This window comes from Pseudomonas sp. LD120 (assembly GCF_009861525.1).
GTDB lineage: Bacteria > Pseudomonadota > Gammaproteobacteria > Pseudomonadales > Pseudomonadaceae > Aquipseudomonas.
In genome coordinates, this window is record NZ_WVHL01000002.1 from 299799 (window position 1) to 318248 (window position 18450).

Annotated in this window: 16 protein-coding genes; 7 read left to right on the plus strand and 9 right to left on the minus strand. The window is 62.9% G+C overall.

Features of this window, described 5'->3' with window-relative positions; all coding sequences use genetic code 11:
* Positions 1-52 precede the first annotated feature (52 nt).
* Genes PLD_RS04365 through PLD_RS04380 form a run of 4 tightly spaced genes read right to left on the minus strand, consistent with a single transcriptional unit; the run spans position 53 to position 4721 of the window.
* Positions 53-1348 (minus strand): efflux RND transporter periplasmic adaptor subunit, encoded by a 1296-nt coding sequence (locus tag PLD_RS04365; protein ID WP_159890176.1) that lies wholly within the window; start codon positions 1346-1348, stop codon positions 53-55.
* Positions 1338-2828 (minus strand): TolC family protein, encoded by a 1491-nt coding sequence (locus PLD_RS04370; protein ID WP_159890178.1) that lies wholly within the window; start codon positions 2826-2828, stop codon positions 1338-1340. The genes PLD_RS04365 and PLD_RS04370 overlap by 11 nt, the downstream gene beginning before the upstream one ends.
* Complete coding sequence (locus PLD_RS04375; protein WP_159890180.1) at positions 2821-4020, minus strand: ABC transporter permease; 1200 nt, start codon at positions 4018-4020, stop codon at positions 2821-2823. Before PLD_RS04375 ends, PLD_RS04370 begins: the two co-directional genes overlap by 8 nt.
* Positions 4017-4721 carry an ABC transporter ATP-binding protein gene (locus PLD_RS04380; protein ID WP_159890182.1) on the minus strand — a complete coding sequence of 235 codons (705 nt, stop codon included), beginning with the start codon at positions 4719-4721 and terminating at the stop codon, positions 4017-4019. Before PLD_RS04380 ends, PLD_RS04375 begins: the two co-directional genes overlap by 4 nt.
* Positions 4722-5074: 353 nt before the next feature.
* Here PLD_RS04380 and PLD_RS04385 point away from each other — a divergent pair, with 353 nt between their 5' ends.
* On the plus strand, positions 5075-5809 hold the full coding sequence (locus PLD_RS04385; RefSeq protein WP_159890184.1) for a TetR/AcrR family transcriptional regulator: 735 nt from the start codon (positions 5075-5077) through the stop codon (positions 5807-5809).
* A gap of 224 nt (positions 5810-6033) precedes the next feature.
* Here the strand turns inward: PLD_RS04385 and PLD_RS04390 are convergent, their stop codons facing one another.
* From PLD_RS04390 to PLD_RS04400, 3 genes are read right to left on the minus strand one after another with little or no spacing between them, the layout of a single operon-like run.
* Positions 6034-7347: an FAD-binding oxidoreductase gene (locus tag PLD_RS04390; RefSeq protein ID WP_159890186.1), complete on the minus strand. Its 1314-nt coding sequence runs from the start codon at positions 7345-7347 to the stop codon at positions 6034-6036.
* Positions 7344-8432 (minus strand): polyamine ABC transporter substrate-binding protein, encoded by a 1089-nt coding sequence (locus PLD_RS04395; protein ID WP_159890188.1) that lies wholly within the window; start codon positions 8430-8432, stop codon positions 7344-7346. Before PLD_RS04395 ends, PLD_RS04390 begins: the two co-directional genes overlap by 4 nt.
* 47 nt (positions 8433-8479) lie before the next feature.
* A complete protein-coding gene (locus PLD_RS04400) occupies positions 8480-9838 on the minus strand; it encodes a glutamine synthetase family protein (protein WP_159890190.1) in 1359 nt (452 codons plus the stop codon).
* Positions 9839-10001: 163 nt separating this feature from the next.
* On the opposite strand from PLD_RS04400, the gene PLD_RS04405 reads away from it, so the two are divergent.
* The 3 genes from PLD_RS04405 to PLD_RS04415 all read left to right on the plus strand — a co-directional run bounded on the left by PLD_RS04405 (position 10002) and on the right by PLD_RS04415 (position 13291).
* On the plus strand, positions 10002-10907 hold the full coding sequence (locus PLD_RS04405; protein ID WP_159890192.1) for a helix-turn-helix domain-containing protein: 906 nt from the start codon (positions 10002-10004) through the stop codon (positions 10905-10907).
* A 100-nt stretch (positions 10908-11007) separates the two neighbouring features.
* Complete coding sequence (locus PLD_RS04410; protein WP_159890194.1) at positions 11008-12246, plus strand: DUF4010 domain-containing protein; 1239 nt, start codon at positions 11008-11010, stop codon at positions 12244-12246.
* A gap of 121 nt (positions 12247-12367) precedes the next feature.
* A complete protein-coding gene (locus PLD_RS04415; protein WP_159890196.1) occupies positions 12368-13291 on the plus strand; it encodes a universal stress protein in 924 nt (307 codons plus the stop codon).
* 45 nt (positions 13292-13336) lie between these two features.
* Here the strand turns inward: PLD_RS04415 and PLD_RS04420 are convergent, their stop codons facing one another.
* Positions 13337-13900, minus strand: coding sequence for a GNAT family N-acetyltransferase (locus tag PLD_RS04420; protein ID WP_159890198.1), 564 nt, complete (start codon positions 13898-13900; stop codon positions 13337-13339).
* Between the two features lie 256 nt (positions 13901-14156).
* On the opposite strand from PLD_RS04420, the gene PLD_RS04425 reads away from it, so the two are divergent.
* Complete coding sequence (locus PLD_RS04425; RefSeq protein WP_159890200.1) at positions 14157-15068, plus strand: universal stress protein; 912 nt, start codon at positions 14157-14159, stop codon at positions 15066-15068.
* Between the two features lie 46 nt (positions 15069-15114).
* On the plus strand, positions 15115-16476 hold the full coding sequence (locus PLD_RS04430) for an MBL fold metallo-hydrolase RNA specificity domain-containing protein (protein ID WP_159890202.1): 1362 nt from the start codon (positions 15115-15117) through the stop codon (positions 16474-16476).
* Positions 16477-16493: 17 nt separating this feature from the next.
* Here PLD_RS04430 and fnr read toward each other — a convergent pair whose 3' ends face one another.
* A complete protein-coding gene (gene fnr / locus PLD_RS04435) occupies positions 16494-17246 on the minus strand; it encodes a fumarate/nitrate reduction transcriptional regulator Fnr (protein ID WP_159890204.1) in 753 nt (250 codons plus the stop codon).
* Positions 17247-17635: 389 nt separating this feature from the next.
* Here fnr and PLD_RS04440 point away from each other — a divergent pair, with 389 nt between their 5' ends.
* Positions 17636-18076: a response regulator transcription factor gene (locus PLD_RS04440; protein WP_159890206.1), complete on the plus strand. Its 441-nt coding sequence runs from the start codon at positions 17636-17638 to the stop codon at positions 18074-18076.
* Positions 18077-18450: the final 374 nt, after the last annotated feature.

The window sequence follows — 18450 nt, forward strand, 5'->3', positions numbered from 1 at the left end:
GGTTGCTGGCAACGGCGCCGGCCTTTGACGCCCCTACGTTGGCAAGCCGCTGCTACAGGGCGTTGGGCAGGCGTACCTGGCCAGGTTGCAGCCCGAACACTTCCACCCCTTCAGGGGTCGATTGGCCCACCGTCACCTTCAGGTACTGGCTCGGCTGGTCGGGCGCCGCCCGGTACTCCACATGCATGCCATCGGTTCGGCGCTGGATCGCCGCCGCCGGCAGCACGATGGCCTGCTCGTTGCGGTAGGTGATGATGGTCAGGCGCGCGCTCATGCCCAGGCGGATCCGTTGCCGTTGTTCACGGCTCATCTTGGGCACCGACAGGGTCACGGGGAACTGTGCACCGGCGCCCAGAGAGTCGTTGGGCAGGGCCAGGCTGCTGACGATATCCACCACGCCTTCCAGGCGCTCACCGTCGAAGCCATCACCGAGGATTTCCACGTGCTGGCCCGGGTGCAACTGGTTGATGTCCAGTTCCGAGACCCGGCTGACGATCTTCAACTGCTCGATGTTGGCCAAGCCGAACAGCACTTGCCCCTGGCTCAGGCGTGAGCCGGTCTGCACCGGCCCGCTGGAGGCCCTGGTGGTATTCGCGCCAGGGCCTCCGCCGGTGGCCGGCACGACGATACCGGCAAAAGGCGCGCGCACCTCTTTGCCGTCCAGCAGTTTGCGCAAAGCTTCGTACTTGACCGTGGCGTTGGTCAGTTCCATCTCGGCAATCTGTCGGTACTCCCCGGTTCCTTGATTCAGTGCCTGTTGCAATTCACTCTGGGCCGCCGCCAGATCCAGGCGTTGCATCTGCGCTTGCTGTTTCTGATCGTTGAGTTCGTTGCGCGGGATGATGCCCCGCTCAAACAAGCTCTGGCTTTCGCGCAGCTTGCGCTCGGTGTTGGCCAGGGACATTTGTGAATTGCGCAAGGCACGACGGGCCCGGCTGACCATGGCGCCGTTGTTCCAGTCCTGCAGTTCCTGGACGTTGCGGCGCGCCTTGAGCAAGGTCGAGAGTGCTTCTCGCCGTTGAATTTCCACCAGCTCCGGGTCCATCTGTAACAGTACCTGGCCGGCCTCGACGCGCTGCCCCTGTTCCACCAGGGTGGCTTGCACATTGCCTTCAAACGGCGCGGTGAGGATCACCGTCTCCTGCGGTTCGATCTTGCCCACCAGACCGATCTGATGAGTCAGCAACGTGCGCTGAACCGGCACCCAGCGGGCATCGCCTGGCGGGGCGTCGGCGGAGGACTGGTAATTGACCAGGGCCGCGCCGCCCAGGGCAATCCCGACGGCCAGGGCAAGCGCTTGCAGGACAGGGCGACGGCGCTTGTCCGCCGGTGGTTTTTCAGAAGTCATTGAGCGCAATGTCCCAGCTCTCCAAAGTCATGCCCAGGGTCAGGTCCAGTTGCGTCTGGGCGTTCAGGTAGGCGATCAGTGCGTTGAGCCGGGCATTTTCGGCATTGCGCAGATCACCTTCGAAACTCAGCACCTGGAAGTTGCTGGAGCGACCGGCACTGAGCTTGTCCCGTTCGATCTGCAGCTTGCGTTTCGACAGTTCGCTGGCCCGCTGGGCGATCTCGTATTGGCGCCAGCGGGTGCCCAGGTCTCGTACCACGTTATTGACATCACGCTCCAGGACCTGCCGCGCGTCGGCGAGGATGATTTCCTGGTTCTGCACGTTGACCCGGGCATGCACCTCGGCCTGACGAGTGCTCAAGTCGCCAATGGGGATCTGCACCTGCACCCCGGCGTAGCTGTCCCAGCGCCGCTGCGAACCGTTACTGGTTTCGTTGGCATATCGGCTGCGAGTCTGGTTGGCCCCGGCGATCAGGGAGACGTCCCAGCGCCCCTGATCCTCGGCCATCACCAGGTTCAGGTCGGCTTGCTGACTGCCCAGCAGGGTGGCCAGGTATTCGGGTTGCTGGGTTTGCGCCAGGCGCAGGGCTTCGCGCTGATCGATGCTGATCTTCGATGCCTGCAAGGCTTCGCTGGCGTGAATCTGGGTGGACATGTCCAGGGCCAGCAGGCGCAGCAATGACAGGCGGTTGAGGTCCACCTGGTTGCGCGCTTCCTCGACCCCCAGTTCCTGGCTGGCGATGTCCGCCTCGGTCTGCACGATTTCGAATTCGGCCATGCGCCCGGCGGCGATCAGCGCGCGGTTGACCTCAAGCAGGGCCTTGGCGCGTTTCAGCGCATCCTGGGCAATGTTCAATTGCTCCTGGGAGCGCAACAGCTCCCGGTAGCTGGTGATGATCAAGGTGATGGTCTGAGCCACCCCGGCCTTGAGGGTCAGGCGGTTGCTCTGTTCATTGATTCGCGCCAATCGCAGTGGTGCGGTGGTCACGTCCCAACCGGCACCGCGCAGCAACGGCTGGATAATCGCCAGGTCCAGGCCGTCGCTGCGGTTGCGCCCAAGCCGATCGCCCTTGTTCAGGTCCTGGGTCCAGGCCATGCTCAGGCGCGTGCCGTATTTGCTCAGCAAGCTGGTGGCAGGCACCAGGTTGGTGTTCTGCGTGGTATCTGTGCTGCCCCTGGTGCTGCGATAGTTGCCGGAGATCAGCAGCTTGGGATTGAACACGTCCTCGGCCACCCGCAGGTCGAATTTCTGCGTTATCCGCTGCAGGTAGGCGCTGCGGATGCTGCGGTTGTTGCGCAGCCCCAGGTAGACCGCGTCGCCCAGGGTCAGGTCGGTCATTTGCTGACTCAGCAGGACACTGCGCTCCTGGTGGCTGCGTAGGCTGGGGGCTGAGGGAGGGCTCAGCAGTTCCCTGGCACTGAGCGCGGGCAGGTGCAACAGGCACAGCCCCGCCAGTATCGCCATGCGCCAGTCATTCATCGCGCAGGGCCTCCACCGGTTGCAGCCTGGAAGCCGAGATCGCCGGGTACAGCCCAAAAAACAGCCCCACCAGCAAGGTACTGCCAATGCCCAGGGGCAATGAGGCGGCCGCGAGGGAGAAATGCCAGCCGGACATCTTGGCGTAGATATAGGCCGAGGTGACTCCCAGTATCGCGCCCGACAAGGCGCCGACCGCGGTCAGGGTCACGGCTTCGAGCAGGAACAGGTTACGGATGTCCCGTTGCCGCGCGCCCAGTGCCATACGGATGCCGATTTCGCGACGGCGCTCGGCGACATTCATCAGCATCACATTCATGACCCCGACCCCGCCGCCCACCAGTGAGATCCCGCCCAGGGCCATCAGCAGATAGCCGAAGGTCCGGCTTTGCCGGGTCATGCCGTCGATGATCTGTTGCGGTACCTGAACCTCTACTTCGCGCCCGCGCAATAGCGTTTTCAGGGCCTCGGCCAGTGCCGTGGCGATCCGCTCCATGTCCTCACCGCCGGCGACTCGGGTGACCACGTTGTCGATGTGTGGCGAAGGGAAAATACGCCGCATGCTGCTTTGGGGCAGGAACAGCGAATCGTTGGCCTGGATCGGCACCAGCACCGCGCTGGGCTGGCTCTGCAGAATCCCGATGACCAGAAACAGGTAGTCGTTGATTTGCACCCGGTCGCCGATGCTCAAGGGGGCCCCCGGCACGCCCAGGGCCTCAGCAACCTGATGGCCGACCACCGCGTAGATTTCGTTCTGGTCGAAGTCCGAAAGAAAACGCCCTTCGCGCAGTTGCAGGCGCATGGCCGATGCCAGTTCGGCGGTGGCGCCCACCACGCTGGCATTGGCGGCGCGGCCATTGCGCGTGACCGTTGCACTGAGCAACGCCGTAGGGGCAATGTCGATCAGGCTGGGCACGGCCTGGCTCAGGGCCTTGGTGTCAAGGGTCGTCGGCATGGGCATGCGGCTGTCGGCGCTGGCGGGAAAACGCGCCACCAGGGTGTCGGTGCCCATGTTCTGGAAGATCGCCGCGGCGTCCTCGGCGGCGTTGTGACCGATGTTGATCAGGGCCACCACTGACGAGCTGCCGATGATGATCCCCAATAGCGCCAGGATCGAGCGCTTGCCCAGGGTGCGCAGGCTGACGAAGGCCTCGTGCAGCAATTGACTGGCGTTTTGCTCGACCTTGAGGCTCATGCCGGGCAGACCTCCTGGACCACACCGTTGCTGACGTGTATTTGCCGCTCCAGGCGCTGGGCGATATTCGGGTCGTGGGTGACGATGACCAGCGTCACCTGGCGTTCACGGTTCAGCGACAGCAGCAGGTCCATGATGTCCTGGGCGGTGTGGCTGTCGAGGTTGCCAGTGGGTTCGTCGGCGAGGATCAGCGAAGGCTCGCCCACCAGCGCCCGGGCAATCGCCACCCTCTGCCGTTGGCCGCCGGACAGATCCGCCGGACGGTGGTCGGCCCGTTGGCCCAGGCCCACCTGATCAAGCAGACGCATGGCCCGCTCCAGAGCTTCACGTCGGGCCACGCCGCGATAGCTCAAGGGCAGGGCGACGTTGTCCAGGGCGCTGAGGCGCGGCAACAGGTTGAAACTCTGGAACACGAAGCCGATCTGCTGGTTGCGGATCGCCGCCAACTGGTCGGGGCTGGCGCGGAAGATATCGTGGCCGGCGAAGCGATACTCGCCACAGTCGGGCAGGTCCAGCAGGCCGAGGATGTTCAGCAAGGTGCTCTTGCCGGAGCCGGAAGCACCGAGAATGGCGCAGCTCTCACCGGCGTTGAGAGTCAGGGATACGTGCTTGAGGATGTGGAGCGCTTGCTCCGCCAGTCGATAGCGCTTGCCTATGCCTTGCAGGGAGATAAAACCTGGGTCGATTATCGTCGCTGTCATCGCTTACCGCGCCGGCTGGCTTGGCGGGCCATCGGCAAAACCGCGCCGCAATGATCGGTGGGCGGGTTTCTCCGGGGCAACGTCAAGCTCTGGTTTTATTTATTATTTTTAAAAAATTGTTTGAATAGTAACTGCGTTCATCCTGGTGCGCCACCCGCCTGAAGTGGCTGATGGCGGGCTTTTTTCGTGAGTTTTTTGACAGGAACCCACTGGTCACAAAAGGGCCTTGGACTGCGCGGGAAGTCCCTCAAACGCTTGCTTTTAGGGAGTCTCGCGAGTATAAAAAATCAAATTTTTTTTTAAAACACTGTTCAAACGGTCAGATTTTTCATCTGCGCAAAGGTTAGTCCTACATGGTCGCCAAGAAACTCAGTGCACCCAATGTCACCAAGACCCGATTGCTGGAAGCCACCGAGGCATTGTTCATCAAGTACGGTTACGACGCGGTGCTGCTGCGGCAAATTACCGAGCGCGCCCAGGTCAACCTGGCGGCGGTCAACTATCACTTCGGCGACAAGGACTCGCTGATGAAAGCCCTGCTGATGCAGCGTCTGGGGCCACTCAACGATCAACGTCTGGAACTGTTGGCCCAGTGCGAAGCGCAGGCCGACGAGCCGCTCGATTGCGAGACGCTGCTGGGGGTGTTGTTTGCCCCGGCCATGGGCCTGGAACGCAGCGATGAAAATGGCGGTTTGGAAGGACGCTCGTTCATTCGTTTTCTCGGCCGGGTGTACAGCGACACCTCGCCGTTCATTCAGGAATACCTCAAGGAACACTACCAGCCGGTGTTCGAACGCTTCTTCAAGGCATTCGCCCTGGCCTTGCCGGACTTGCCGCGCAACGAACTGGGGGTGCGTTTGCAGTTTGCCCTCAAGGCGATTTCCGGGGTGATGGCCGGCACCGAACTGCGCCTGCTGATGCAGGCCATGAGTTTGGGCCGTCCGGCCACCGACGCGGAAGTCATGGCCAAGTTGATCAGCCTGGTATCGGCGGCGATTCGCGCCCCCATGCAAGACCCTGACGCCGAACAGGCCCTGGAAAAAGTCTTGAACACCCAGCGCCTGATTCGCCAGCAATCCCAATCCTGAGCGCCCTGATTTCAGGCCGCCGCTTGCACCAGTCTCCAGCCCCGGCGTTTTGAGGCTGGTGCAAGCGGCGCCAGCGCTCCGAGAACAGCAGGGTCATTCGATTGATCAACGGTTCTCAGTTCCGTCGCTGACAGCCGCCAGGTTCTGCTCCTGCATCTGCTTTGGGGCGTGCGCCATGACTTACGACACCCCCGCATCCTCTGGCCGTCAATGGCATTACCGGTTCAGGCCAGGATTTCGCGCATCCGGTGCCAGAGCATCCCCAGGGCCAGCAGCGGCGCGCGCAGTGCCGGGCCGCCGGGGAAGGTCATGTGCGGTACGCCGCTGAACACGTCCAGCCCCCGGCTGTGACCGGTGTGGATGGCTTCGGCCAGCAGCCGCGCGGCCCAGTGGGTGACGTTCAGGCCATGACCGGAATAGCCCTGGGCGTAGTACACGTTGGGGAACTGGCGCAGCCGTCCCACTTGGGGGAAGCGATTGGCGGTGATGCCAATCTGGCCGCCCCACTGGTGGTCGATGGCCACGTCCTGCAACTGCGGGAACACCTTGAGCAGCTTCGGCCGCATGTAGGCGCCAATGTCCGCCGGATCGCGCCCTGAATAGTGGCAGGCACCGCCGAACAGCAGGCGTCGATCCGCCGTCAGTCGGTAGTAGTCAAGGCCCACTTTCTGGTCGCACAGTGCCAGGTTCTGCGGGATCAACTGTGTCGCCAGTGTCTCAGGCAATGGCTCGGTGGTGATGATGTAGCTGCCGGCCGGCAGCACCTTGCCACTGAGGCGCGGTTCCAGTTCATCCAAGTGGGCGTTGCATCCGAGCACCAGGCTGGCGGCGCGCACAGTGCCTGTGGCGCAACGCACTTCGACGCAGTTGCCATGCACCAGCTCCAGCACCGGGCTCTGTTCGAAGAGCCTCACCCCCAGGGAGGCCGCGGCCCGCGCTTCCCCCAGCACCAGCTTGAGCGGATGCAGGTGCCCGGACCCCATGTCCAGCAGCCCTCCGGCGTACACCTCGGAGGCCACTATCTGGTGCATGTCCTTGGGCCCCACCCGGCGGGTCGGGTGCTCATAGCCCAGGTCGGCCAGGCGCGCTTGTTCGCTCTTAAAGGCGGCGAACTGCGCCGGGGTATTGGCCAGCTCGCAGAACCCCCAGCGCAGGTCGCAGTCGATGGCGTGTTCGGCGATACGCTGGCGTACCACGTCCACCGACTCGATTCCGGCGCGTTCCAGGTATTTCACGCCTTCTTCACCGACATGGCGGGCGAAGCCACTGACGTCATGGCCGATGCCACGAATCAGTTGCCCGCCATTGCGGCCGCTGGCGCCCCAACCGATTCGCCGGGCCTCCAGGAGGATCACCGACAGCCCGCGCTGGGCCAGTTCAAGGGCGGTGTTGACCCCGGTAAAGCCGCCGCCGATGACACACACATCGGCGTCCAGATCAGCATTGAGGATCGGATAGCCGGGCAGGGGGCCGGCGGAGGCAGCGTAGTAGGAGCGGGCATGCTCGCTGGCGCTGCCCGACGGTTTTGCTTGAGTCATTGGTTGGACTTCACTTTGCTCCAGGAGCGGGTCATCAAACGCATGATGGCCGGCGGCTGGGTGGTGGAAATGTACAGCTTGTCGAGGACCGCCTGGGGCGGGTAGACCTCGGGGTTGTTCACCAGTTCGGCGTCCATGTACTGCTCAGACGCCGGATTGGGGTTGGCGTAGCCGACGTAGGCGCTGATCTTGGCGATCACCTGTGGGTCCAGCAGGTAGTTGATAAAGGCATGGGCCTGCTTGACGTTACCGGCGTCGGCGGGGATCGCCAGCAGGTCGAACCACAGGTTGCTGCCTTCCTTGGGAATCGAGTAGGCGATGTTCACCCCATTCTTGGCTTCCTTGGCCCGGTTGGCGGCCTGGAACACATCCCCGGAGTAGCCGAAGGCGATGCAGATATTGCCGTTGGCCAAGTCCGAAATGTACTTGGAGGAGTGGAAGTAGGTGATGTACGGGCGCAGGGTCAACAGCTTGGCCTCGGCCTTCTTGTAGTCCTCGGGCTTTTCGCTGCGCGGGTCCAGGCCCAGGTAGTTGAGCACCGCCGGAAACACCTCATCGGGCGAGTCCATCATCGACACCCCGCATTGCTGGAGCTTCTTCAGGTTCGCAGGCTCCAGCAGCACCGCCCAGGAGTCGATGTGGTCGATGCCCAGCGCCTGTTTGACCTTGTCGACGTTATAGCCAATGCCGTTGGTGCCCCACAGGTAGGGCACCGAGTACTGGTTGCCGGGGTCGTTCTGCTCCAGCAGGGCCAGCAGCTTGGGGTCCAGGTGCTTCCAGTTGGGCAACTGCGAGCGGTCCAGCTTGAGAAACGCCCCAGCCTTTACCTGGCGCGCCAGGAAGTGATTGGAGGGCACCACCACGTCGTAGCCGGTACGTCCGGCCAGCAACTTGCCCTCCAGGGTTTCGTTGGAGTCGAACACATCGTAGATCACCTTGACCCCGGTCTTGCCCTGGAAGTCGGCGAGGGTGGTCTGGCCGATGTAGTCGGTCCAGTTGTACACGCTGACACTGGGTTGTGCCTGGACGGCGGTGCTCATCAAGGCCGCCAGTGCTACCGGGATCACTGCTTGCAAAAGACGCATATCGACACCTCTTCGAGTTGTTTTTATTGATTGCAAACGCTGGGGAATCAGACGCTGAGCAGCAGGAACTCGCGTTCCCAGGAACTGATCACGCGCTTGAAGTTTTCATGCTCGGCGCGCTTGACCGCCACGTAGCCGCGGACGAACTTGCGCCCCAGGTACTGCTCGATGGTCGGGCAATCCTCCATGTGCGCCAGGGCGTCCTCGATGGTGATCGGCAGTCGCAGGTTGCGGCGCTCATAGGCCCGGCCTTCCACCGCGGCACTGGGCTCGATGCCCTCGACCATGCCCAGGTAGCCACACAGCAGGCTGGCGGCAATCGCCAGGTAGGGGTTGGCGTCGGCGCCGGGCAGGCGGTTTTCCACGCGCATGGCGTCCGGGCTGGCGGTCGGTACGCGCAGGCCGACGGTGCGGTTTTCCTCGCCCCATTCGACATTCACCGGGGCCGAGGTGTCCGGCAAAAAGCGGCGGAACGAGTTGACGTTGGGGGCGAACATCGGCAGCACCTTGGGGATGTACTTCTGCAGGCCGCCAATGTGGTGCAGGAACAGCTGGCTCTTGTGCCCGTGTTCGTCGACGAAGATCGGCTTGCCGGTACTGATGTCCACCACGCTCTGGTGCAGGTGCATGGCGCTGCCGGGTTCGTCGGCCACCGGCTTGGCCATGAAGGTGGCGGTGACGTTGTGCTTGAGCGCCGCCTCGCGCAGGGTGCGCTTGAACACGGTGATCTGGTCCGCCAGGTCCAGGGCGTCGCCGTGGCGGAAGTTGATTTCCATCTGCGCCGGGCCGTCTTCGTGGATCAACGTGTCCAGGTCCAGGCCCTGGGCTTCGCACCAGTCATAGACGTCTTCGAACAGCGGATCGAACTCGTTGGCAGCGTCGATGGAGAACGACTGGCGGCCGCTTTCCGCGCGACCGGAGCGGCCCAGCGGGGCCTTGAGCGGCAGGTCCGGGTCGTCGCAGCGCTGGGTCAGGTAGAACTCCATTTCCGGGGCGACGATCGGCTGCCAGCCTTTGTCGGTGTACAGCTGCAAGACTTTTTTCAACACGTTGCGTGGCGACAGCTCGACCGGGTTGCCGAACTTGTCGAAGGTGTCGTGGATAACGATGGCGGTGGGCTCGATGGCCCAGGGCACCAGGTAGATCGACGACGCGTCCGGGCGGCAGACCATGTCGATGTCGGCCGGGTCCAGCAGTTCGTAGTACAGGTCGTCGTCGACAAAATCCCCGGTTACCGTTTGCAGCAGAACACTTTCCGGCAGGCGCATGCCGCGCTCGTGGAGGAACTTGTTGGTCGGTGCGATCTTGCCGCGGGCGATGCCGGTCAGGTCGCTGACCACGCACTCGACTTCGGTAATCTTGTGATCTTTCAGCCAGGAGGAAAGCTGATCGAAAGGGGCGTTCATAAAAACCTCGATGATTGTTTTTATCTGCTCCGAGGTGAGCGGGAGTATCCCGGCAAGGCTTCCCCTGCGGCGCATTGGCGACTATCTTGGGCCAGCCTTGTTGTTCCATCTATCCACTTTAAGCAGCACCAAAACGCACCAAAAGAGTGCGTAAGGTCCCCCGATGACAGCGTCCAATCCGCTTCAGGTTCAAGCGTTCAATACCTCCGATGTCGCCGAACAGATCCGTGCCACCCCCGGCTGGGTCCAGCACTACCAGCAGATGTCCCCCGGGCATTTCAACGGTCTGGTGCGCTACCTGGACTTGCAGGGCGTGGAGATCTACGAGGAATGCATGAACACCCGGGTCGAGCAGAACTTCAGCGCCCCGCAAGGCGCCCTGGCGTTCTGTTTCGACCGCAGCGACAACGCCCTCTACGTGCTCAACGGCGAGAGCCGCAACATCTGGATCACCCCGGAGAACTACCAGGAAGTGGCGGTGGTGTTCGGCCCCGAGTTCGTCCAGGGCCAGGGACTTGGGGTGGAGCGCCTGGACGGCCTGTTCATGGCGCCCTTGACCTGTCAGCAGAACGCTTTGTTCTGCGGATGGTTAAGCAGCACCCTGACTCGCCTGTCCCAGACCCTGGACCCGCCCAGTCGCGAGGCCCTGACCCAGCAACTGCTGGACGATTGCCTGTACATCCTCGACAACGCTTGTACGCGCCTGGATCGTGGCGGCCTGCAACGACGCAGCGAGGAGCGGGTGATCATGCAGCGGGTGGCGCAATGGGCCGCTGATGTGCCTGAAGAAACCCTCAACCTGCTGGAGCTGTCGCAGGTGGCCGGGGTGTCTTTGCGCCAGTTGCAGAGCGCGTTCAAGGCCTTCACCGGCATGCCCCCCAGCCAATGGCTGCGCCTGCGTCGGCTCAACAGCGCTCACCGCGAACTGCTCAGCCGCCAGCCTTGGCAAACCACCGTGGCCGAAGTGGCGATGCGCTGGTCGTTCTGGCACCTGGGGCGGTTTTCCAGCAGTTACCGGGCGCTGTTCAAGGAACTGCCCAGCCAGACCTTGAAGCGCCGCCCGCGCTGATCAAGTCGGGCTACGGCGCCGGGGCGCGCGCCGCGCTTGATTCGCCAAAGCCGCAGCGGGGCTCTATTCTCGCAGGGGTATTTTTCCTTGGGGCTCGACCATGATTGAAACCATCCACCTGACCAACGCGGCGGCCGCCCTGGGCGTCGGCATGCTGGTGGGCCTGGAACGCGAGCGACGCAAGGGAGAAGGGCGCCAGCGCAGTTGTGCCGGCCTGCGCACCTTCGCCATTACCGCGCTGCTGGGGTTCGTCAGCCAGAAGGTCGGCGGTCCGTTGCTGTTGGCGACGGTGGCGATTGCCATTGCCGCGTTGTTGATCGTGGCCTATTGGCGCACTCGGGATGATGACCCGGGGGTGACCAGCGAAGTGGCGTTGATCACGGTGCTGGTGCTCGGTGCGCTGTGTGACACGGCGCCTCAATTGGCGATCGCGGTCGCGGTGATCATGACCGGCTTGTTGGCTTATCGGCAGAAACTCCACGACTTTGTCCGCGGCCAGCTGAGCGACCGGGAAATCGCCGACGGCCTGACGCTGCTGGTGGCGGCGCTGGTGATCCTGCCCTTGGTGCCTGATCGTTTTATCGGCCCCTTTGCTGCGCTCAACCTGCGCACCATTGGTGCTTTGACGGTGCTGTTGATGGCGGTAGGGGCGTTGGGGCACGTGGCTGTACGGGCCTTGGGTGCACATTACGGTTATGCCCTGAGCGCGGTGGCGTCGGGGTTTGTGTCGAGCACCTTGACCATCGCCTCCATGGGCCAGCGGGTCGCCAATGCGCCCCAGCGCGTCAAGGCCCTTGGGGCCGCGGCGATACTCTCCAACCTGGCCACCGTGGCGCAGATCGGCCTGATTCTGACGACCGTGGATTCGACCCTGCTGGATGTCATGTGGCAGCCATTGCTCCTGGGCGGCGTCTGCACGGTGTTGTATGCGCTGTGCCTGATGTTCCCCCGCAGTGCGCCAGACACCGCCGAGCCGGTCATCGACAGAGGCGCCTTTAATCCGAAGCTGGCGTTGGTCGTCGCGTTGACCATGACCGCCATTACCGTGGCCTCGTCGGCCATGCTCAATTACTTCGGCCAGGTGGGGGTGATGTTGACCGCCGTGGTGGGCGGCTTTGCCGACGCTCACGCCTCCACAGCGTCCATTGCCTCGCTGGTCACCGCCGGGCAAATGCCGGCCTCGGAGCTTGGCAGTGCGGTGATGCTGGCCGTGAGCAGCAACTCGTTGAGCAAATGCGTGTTTGCGGCCCTCAGTGGGGGGCGTCGCTTCGCCTTGTACGTAATTCCCGGGCAGCTGTTGCTGACGCTGGCGATGTGGGGCGGTGTCTGGCTGCAGTAGCCGGTCAGGGCGCCGCGCAAAACATCGCCCGCGACTGACCCAGATCAATTCGCAGGCCTGGATAGCGCTCAGTCTTGAATCCCGCTTCCGCTGTTTTCAAGGCCAAGTGCCGAGGTGAGCCATGTACCAGACGCCGCGTTTACTCTTGATCGCGCCTCAGCAGATGCAACGCTCAGCGGCTTTCGAACGCACCACCGAACTGGCCAAGGTCTTGCAACTGCCGGTGCATATCGTCGCCCTGGATCATCTGCAACCGTTGACGCTGGTGGAGCTGTTCGAGAGCCGCCAGGCCGAGCAGTTGCAGGCGGCGTACCTGGAGCTGCACCGCCAATGGCTTGAATCACAGGCGCAACTGATGCGCGAGCAGGGCGTGCAGGTGACCTGCGAGGCCCGTTGGGTGAAACACCCTTATCAGGAAATCCAGCAGTTCGCCCGCGAGATGCCAGTGGCCCTGATCATCAAGGACGCTCATGCTGAACCTGCGATGCGACGGATCTTCTACACCCCGCTGGACTGGCGACTGCTGCGCGACTGCGCGCTGGCGGTGCATCTGGTGACCGAGGCCCGGCATCCGCGGCCGCGGCGGGTGTTGGCGATCATCGATGTCTTGCGCAGCGAAGACCAGGACCTGCAATTCAATGACGAAATCGTCGAGGCCGCGTTGAAACTGGCGCAGCAATGCGATGCCGAGTTGGATTTACTGCATGTGTACGACTGGGTGGCGGTGTACGCCAAGGACACTGGGGCAGGAGCGCTGTCCCTGGCCAGCGGTATGTACGAAGCCTTGGGGGAGGCGCAACGCGACGTCTATCGCGCTGTGGCGGAGCGCCACGGTGTACCCCCGCAACGCAGCCACTTCATCGAGGGCATGCCGTTGCAGCAAATCTGTCGTTTCGCCGAGGAGCACCAGAGCGACGTGATCGTCATGGGTACTACCCAGCACCGCGGCCTGCACAAGCGGCTGGGCAGCACCGCCGAACATCTGCTGTTGCAGGCGCCTTGCAGCATCTGGGCGGTCAAGCCACCGCGTGATCCCTTGCCATGAACCGCACCAGGCCACGCCGGCTCCGGTCCGGCGTGGCGCCGCCGGTCAGAGACGCAGGCGATGCACCACCTGATGGGCGTCGTCCGGGTCGGTGTGGGTAGTGAAACCCAGGTGCGCGGCCAGTTCGCGCATGGCCTGGTTGTTCCCGCTGTCCACCGAATACATCTGCACAAACCCATGCTGGCGGGCGGCGCGAATCAGATGAGTCATCAGCAATGATCCCAGCCCCAGATGCTGCCATTGATCGGCCACGGTGACCGCGCATTCGCATTCATCGCTGGACGTGGCGGCATAGCGGCTGACACCGATCTCGATCAACTGGCCCTGTTCATGCACCAGGGCGATATAAGCCAGGCGGTGTTTGCCGTCGACATCCATCAACTGGTCGAGCATGGCGGCGTCGGGCTCCTTGATCTGCGCCAGAAACCGCATGTGCCGCGATTGTGGGGACAAGCGCTTGATGAAGTTGTACTCGCGCTCACGGTCTTTCTCGGTCAAGGGCCGTATCAGCACATGGCGGCCGTCGTTAAGCGCCTCGATCCAGTGCAGGCCGGTCACGGCGCCATAGGCAGCGGCGGCCTGATCGTTGTGTTCCTTGATGCTGAACATGGGGCGATCCTCTGGGGACGATGAAAGGGGGGGGCCGCGACTCAGGGCCGCGTGCAGACTATCCTTTACCCCTGTTGCCCGGGGCACGCTCTGATCTGGATCAGATGCGGGCCACAGCCGCGGATATTGATGTCGACGCGGCCTTAACCCGAGGCTTTGTGACTTTTGTCAAATCGGCGGCCCGAGTGGCGCGCATCATCGGCGCATCGGTTCGGGTTGCCGGGCCGTTGCCCAGTGCGCCGATCGGGAGGTGCCCATGCCCACACTGCAACGCGTGTTGTTGATCGCACCTACGGCCCTGTCCCGCACGCCGGCTTTCGACCGAGCCAGTGCCCTGGCCCGGGCCATGGGCGCCAGTTTGCACATCGTCGCCTTCGACTTCAGCGAAGTGCTGGAGGTCGCCGGGCTGTTCGATCATCAGGCCATGGCCCAGGCCCGGGAAGGCTATCTGCAGGTGCATCGCCAGTGGCTGGAGCAACAGGCCAGCGTCGAACAGGCCAATGGCCTGCGAGTGACCACCGAAGTGCTGTGGGCCAAGGCCCCGTTGCAGGACATCCTCGATTATGTGACCGACTATCACCCGGACCTGGTGATCAAGGACGCCCAGCCAGTGCCCGTCCTGCGACGCATTTTCTACAGGCCCCTGGATTGGCTGCTGCTGCGTGACCTGCACCCGCCGCTGCACCTGGTGACCGACAGTCGGCATCCCTTGCCGTTGAAGGTACTGGCGGCCCTGGATCTGTCTCACCTGGAATACCTGAACCACGGCCTGAACCAGCGCATTTTGGAGATGGGCGCGGCCCTGTCCAGACACTGCGGCGCCTTGGTGCACCTGCTGAACGTGGTGGACTGGGCCACTGAGAGCGCCAGCGACCTGCCCATCTACAGCCCTGACAACAACCTCAGCATGCGCGATGCGGTGAACGACGCGCAGCAAGAAGCGTTCGAGACGCTGGCCGAACGCTACGCCATAGCCCCGGAGCACTGTCATCGCCTGGAGGGCGTGCCGCATCAGGTCATCACGCGCTTTGCCGCCGACAACGACTTCGACCTGATGATCCTCGGGCGCGTGCATCGCCGGGGCCTGCAACGCTTTGTCGGCGGCAGCGCCGAGCAACTGCTGTATCACGCCCCCTGCAGCCTGATGCTGGTGGAGCCCCAGGAGTGAGGAGCGGCCATGCCCCGTAACCTTGCCCGATACAAAGGAGATGGAGATGCGCCTGAGCTTTCTCGGTGCCGCCGGCACCGTCACCGGCAGCAAATACCTGTTGCAGCATGAGGACCGGCATGTGCTGGTGGACTGCGGGCTGTTCCAGGGCTACAAGCAACTGCGCCAGCACAACTGGGAAGCCTTCGGCCTGCCGCTGCGTGAACTGGATGCCATTGTCCTGACCCATGCCCACCTGGATCACAGCGGTTACCTGCCGGTGCTGGTGCGCAATGGCTATCGCGGGCCGGTGTATGCCACGGCGGCCACCTGCGAGCTGGCCAAGATTCTGCTGCGCGACAGTGCGCGCCTGCAGGAAGAGGAGGCGGCCTACGCCAACCGCCATGGCTTCTCCAAGCACTCTCCGGCATTGCCGCTGTACACCGAGCGCGATGCCGAACGGGCCCTGAAACTCATGCATCCACTGCAATTGCAGCATCGGGTGGAAGTGCTGCCGGGGCTGCACATCCAATTGCGTGGCGCCGGGCACATTCTCGGCGCCGCCACGGTTCAGGTGGACGCCGCGGGCATGAGCCTGGTGTTTTCCGGTGACCTGGGCCGCATGCAGGACCCGCTGATGTTCGCCCCCGATAGCATCGAGCAAGCCGATTACCTGCTGGTGGAGTCGACCTACGGCGACCGCCTGCATCCCCGGGACGACCCCGAGCAGCAGTTGGCCGATGTCATCAACCGCACCGCCGCGCGTGGCGGCATCACCTTGGTGCCGTCCTTTGCCGTGGGGCGCGCGCAGTTGCTGATGTACCACCTGTATCGCCTGCGCCAGCGCCAGGCGATTCCCGACCTGCCGATCTACCTCAACAGCCCCATGGCCACCGACACCACCCACCTGTACCAGCGCTTTCGCAGTGACCACCGGTTGTCCCGGGAAGAGTGCGAAGGCATGTGCCATGTCGCGCACATCGTGCGCAGCACCCAGGAGTCCATGGCCCTGGACTCGCTCAAGACCCCGGCGGTGATCATCGCCGCCAGCGGCATGGCCACCGGCGGTCGGGTGCTGTACCACCTCAAGGTACTGGCGCCCGACCCGGCCAACAGCCTGTTGTTTCCCGGGTTCCAGGCCGGCGGCACCCGTGGCGCACAGATCATCGCCGGCGCCGAGTCGGTGCGTATCCATGGCCGGGAAGTGCCGATCCGCGCCGAGGTCACGGCCATGCAGAGCCTCTCGGCCCATGCCGATGCCGACGAGATCATGCAATGGCTGCGAGGCTTCAAGCGTGCGCCGAAACACACGTATGTGGTTCACGGCGAGGCCAACGCCGCCGATACCCTGCGCCGGCGCATCAGCCTGGAACTGGGCTGGTCGGTGTCGGTACCGGAATACCGGGACAGTGTGGAGTTGCAGCCTTGAGGGGCGGGGGGGGGGGGCTATTCCCTGGCGGCGTTATGACAACCCGCTACCCACTGCTTCAGGCCTTCCAGGTCGAGGATCTGGACCTGCTTGCCGTTGATGGTCACCAAGCCCAGATCCCGCAGATGGGCGATGCCCCGGCAAATGGTTTCCAGGCGCAGGCCCAGGTAGGAGCCGATCTCCTCGCGGCGCATCCGCAGGACAAAGGCCCGCGACGAATAGCCCCGCAGGCTCAGGCGTTGCGACAGGTTGAGCAGAAAGGCCGCCAGGCGCTCGTCGGCGTTCATGTTGCCCATCTGCAGCAACATGCTGTGATCACGCACGATCTCCCGACTGAGGATCTTGTTCAGGTTGTGTTGCAGCGAAGGCAGGGCCTGGGACAGCTGTTCCAGTTGGGCAAAGGGAATCGGGCACACCTCGCCATCCTCCAGGGCAAAGGCGCTGCAGGCGTGCTGGTTGCTGCTGATGGCATCCAGCCCGAGAATCTCCCCGGCCATCTGAAACCCGGTGACTTGCTCACGGCCGTCCACCGACAGCACGCGGGTCTTGAAGAATCCCAGGCGCACCGCGTACAGCGAGTGCAAGGGGGTGCCGGCGTGATACAGCGCGTGGCCTTTCTTTACCCTTACCCGTTGCAGAATCAAGGTGTCCAAGCGTTCCACTTCGTGGTGGCTGAGTCCGATGGGCAAACACAACTCCAGAACGCTGCAATTTGAACAGGCAGCTTTGAGGTACTGCACCTGGATAGGGCGTGTCTCGAATGGCGGCATGGGGGCTCGCTGCAGTTGAGCGGACAGTCTGCTCTGTGGGCTAACTGTAGACCGATACCCGATGGTGCGTCGGGTTTGGCGTCTGCTGTTGACGCTTGTAGTAGTTTCCAGTTCCTGGCGGTCATCAATGATGATCTTGTCGAGCCTGCGCTTTGTGCATTTCAAGACAACTCCTAAAGCCCGATTCAGTCGGGTTATCTTTTCTGGCGGTGGAACGAGGAGAGCATCACCTCGGATGATGAGGTCGCTCATGATGACCCTGGCGGCCAGGTGCCGCGATGCTGGAAATTCAAGAAGACTCTGGCTGTTCGTAGAGACGCTTCTTATATATGGCCGGCGATACATCTCATTAGAGTGGTACGCACAGAATCAAACGCCTCGGAGGAACTATGTCGCGCCCCCAGAATCGGCCAATACGCATCGCGGTGCTGGACGACCACGCGCTGGTTCGCATGGCATTGCAGATGCACATGGAGGACCTGGCGGACCTGACCGTGATAGTTCTTTATGCCAGTAGCGCTGAGTTGATATCAGCCTTGCGTTACACCGAACCGGATCTATTGATACTCGACTATCAACTCGGTGAAGGTGACCTCGATGGCTTGCGCTTGATCCGGCTGCTACGTCACAAATATCCGCAATTGCAGATCCTGGTTTCATCGGCTACCGAGACGCCGTTTTTTGTCAAACAGATCATCGATACCGAAGCCAACGGTTTTCTGGGCAAGTCACAGCCCCTGGAAGACCTGGTCCCGGCCATTCGCGCAGTGATGTGCAAAGGCGTCGACCTGTCGTCGTTGATGGCTTTTGAAATGGGCGGGGCGGCGTGAAATTAACCCGTGAAACGCCCAGCTCAGGCCCAGCGCAAGGGACGGCCCCGTCAGTGCTTTCGCCTAAGGAGAGCGAAGTGCTGATGTAACGGCTGCCCGCGTGGTGGAATGGCCGGGAGGGCGACATTCGGCACCCACTGCAAAGCCTGTTGTGATCCGCAACTTTCGATCAGCCTTGTGTAGCTGCCATCATGCCGTCGCTTCACAGTGTTCCTGACGCACGCGGCGAGCGAGCCTTCCACTGCCCTGGACGCTGGAGCATGTTTCCCGGCTTTTCAGCCATTAACACGTCCGGACCTCAGGCTTAAGCTCAATCCATCGCCCGCTACCACTGGGCGAACGGATCACTGACGAGCACAGCGCAAGGTTCAAAC

Coding starts and splice junctions, on each gene's coding strand:
- PLD_RS04365 (WP_159890176.1), bottom strand. CDS start 1,348: ATGACTTCTGAAAAACCACCGGCGGACAAGCGCCGTCGCCCTGTCCTG.
- PLD_RS04370 (WP_159890178.1), bottom strand. CDS start 2,828: ATGAATGACTGGCGCATGGCGATACTGGCGGGGCTGTGCCTGTTGCAC.
- PLD_RS04375 (WP_159890180.1), bottom strand. CDS start 4,020: ATGAGCCTCAAGGTCGAGCAAAACGCCAGTCAATTGCTGCACGAGGCC.
- PLD_RS04380 (WP_159890182.1), bottom strand. CDS start 4,721: ATGACAGCGACGATAATCGACCCAGGTTTTATCTCCCTGCAAGGCATA.
- PLD_RS04385 (WP_159890184.1), top strand. CDS start 5,075: ATGGTCGCCAAGAAACTCAGTGCACCCAATGTCACCAAGACCCGATTG.
- PLD_RS04390 (WP_159890186.1), bottom strand. CDS start 7,347: ATGACTCAAGCAAAACCGTCGGGCAGCGCCAGCGAGCATGCCCGCTCC.
- PLD_RS04395 (WP_159890188.1), bottom strand. CDS start 8,432: ATGCGTCTTTTGCAAGCAGTGATCCCGGTAGCACTGGCGGCCTTGATG.
- PLD_RS04400 (WP_159890190.1), bottom strand. CDS start 9,838: ATGAACGCCCCTTTCGATCAGCTTTCCTCCTGGCTGAAAGATCACAAG.
- PLD_RS04405 (WP_159890192.1), top strand. CDS start 10,002: ATGACAGCGTCCAATCCGCTTCAGGTTCAAGCGTTCAATACCTCCGAT.
- PLD_RS04410 (WP_159890194.1), top strand. CDS start 11,008: ATGATTGAAACCATCCACCTGACCAACGCGGCGGCCGCCCTGGGCGTC.
- PLD_RS04415 (WP_159890196.1), top strand. CDS start 12,368: ATGTACCAGACGCCGCGTTTACTCTTGATCGCGCCTCAGCAGATGCAA.
- PLD_RS04420 (WP_159890198.1), bottom strand. CDS start 13,900: ATGTTCAGCATCAAGGAACACAACGATCAGGCCGCCGCTGCCTATGGC.
- PLD_RS04425 (WP_159890200.1), top strand. CDS start 14,157: ATGCCCACACTGCAACGCGTGTTGTTGATCGCACCTACGGCCCTGTCC.
- PLD_RS04430 (WP_159890202.1), top strand. CDS start 15,115: ATGCGCCTGAGCTTTCTCGGTGCCGCCGGCACCGTCACCGGCAGCAAA.
- fnr (WP_159890204.1), bottom strand. CDS start 17,246: ATGCCGCCATTCGAGACACGCCCTATCCAGGTGCAGTACCTCAAAGCT.
- PLD_RS04440 (WP_159890206.1), top strand. CDS start 17,636: ATGTCGCGCCCCCAGAATCGGCCAATACGCATCGCGGTGCTGGACGAC.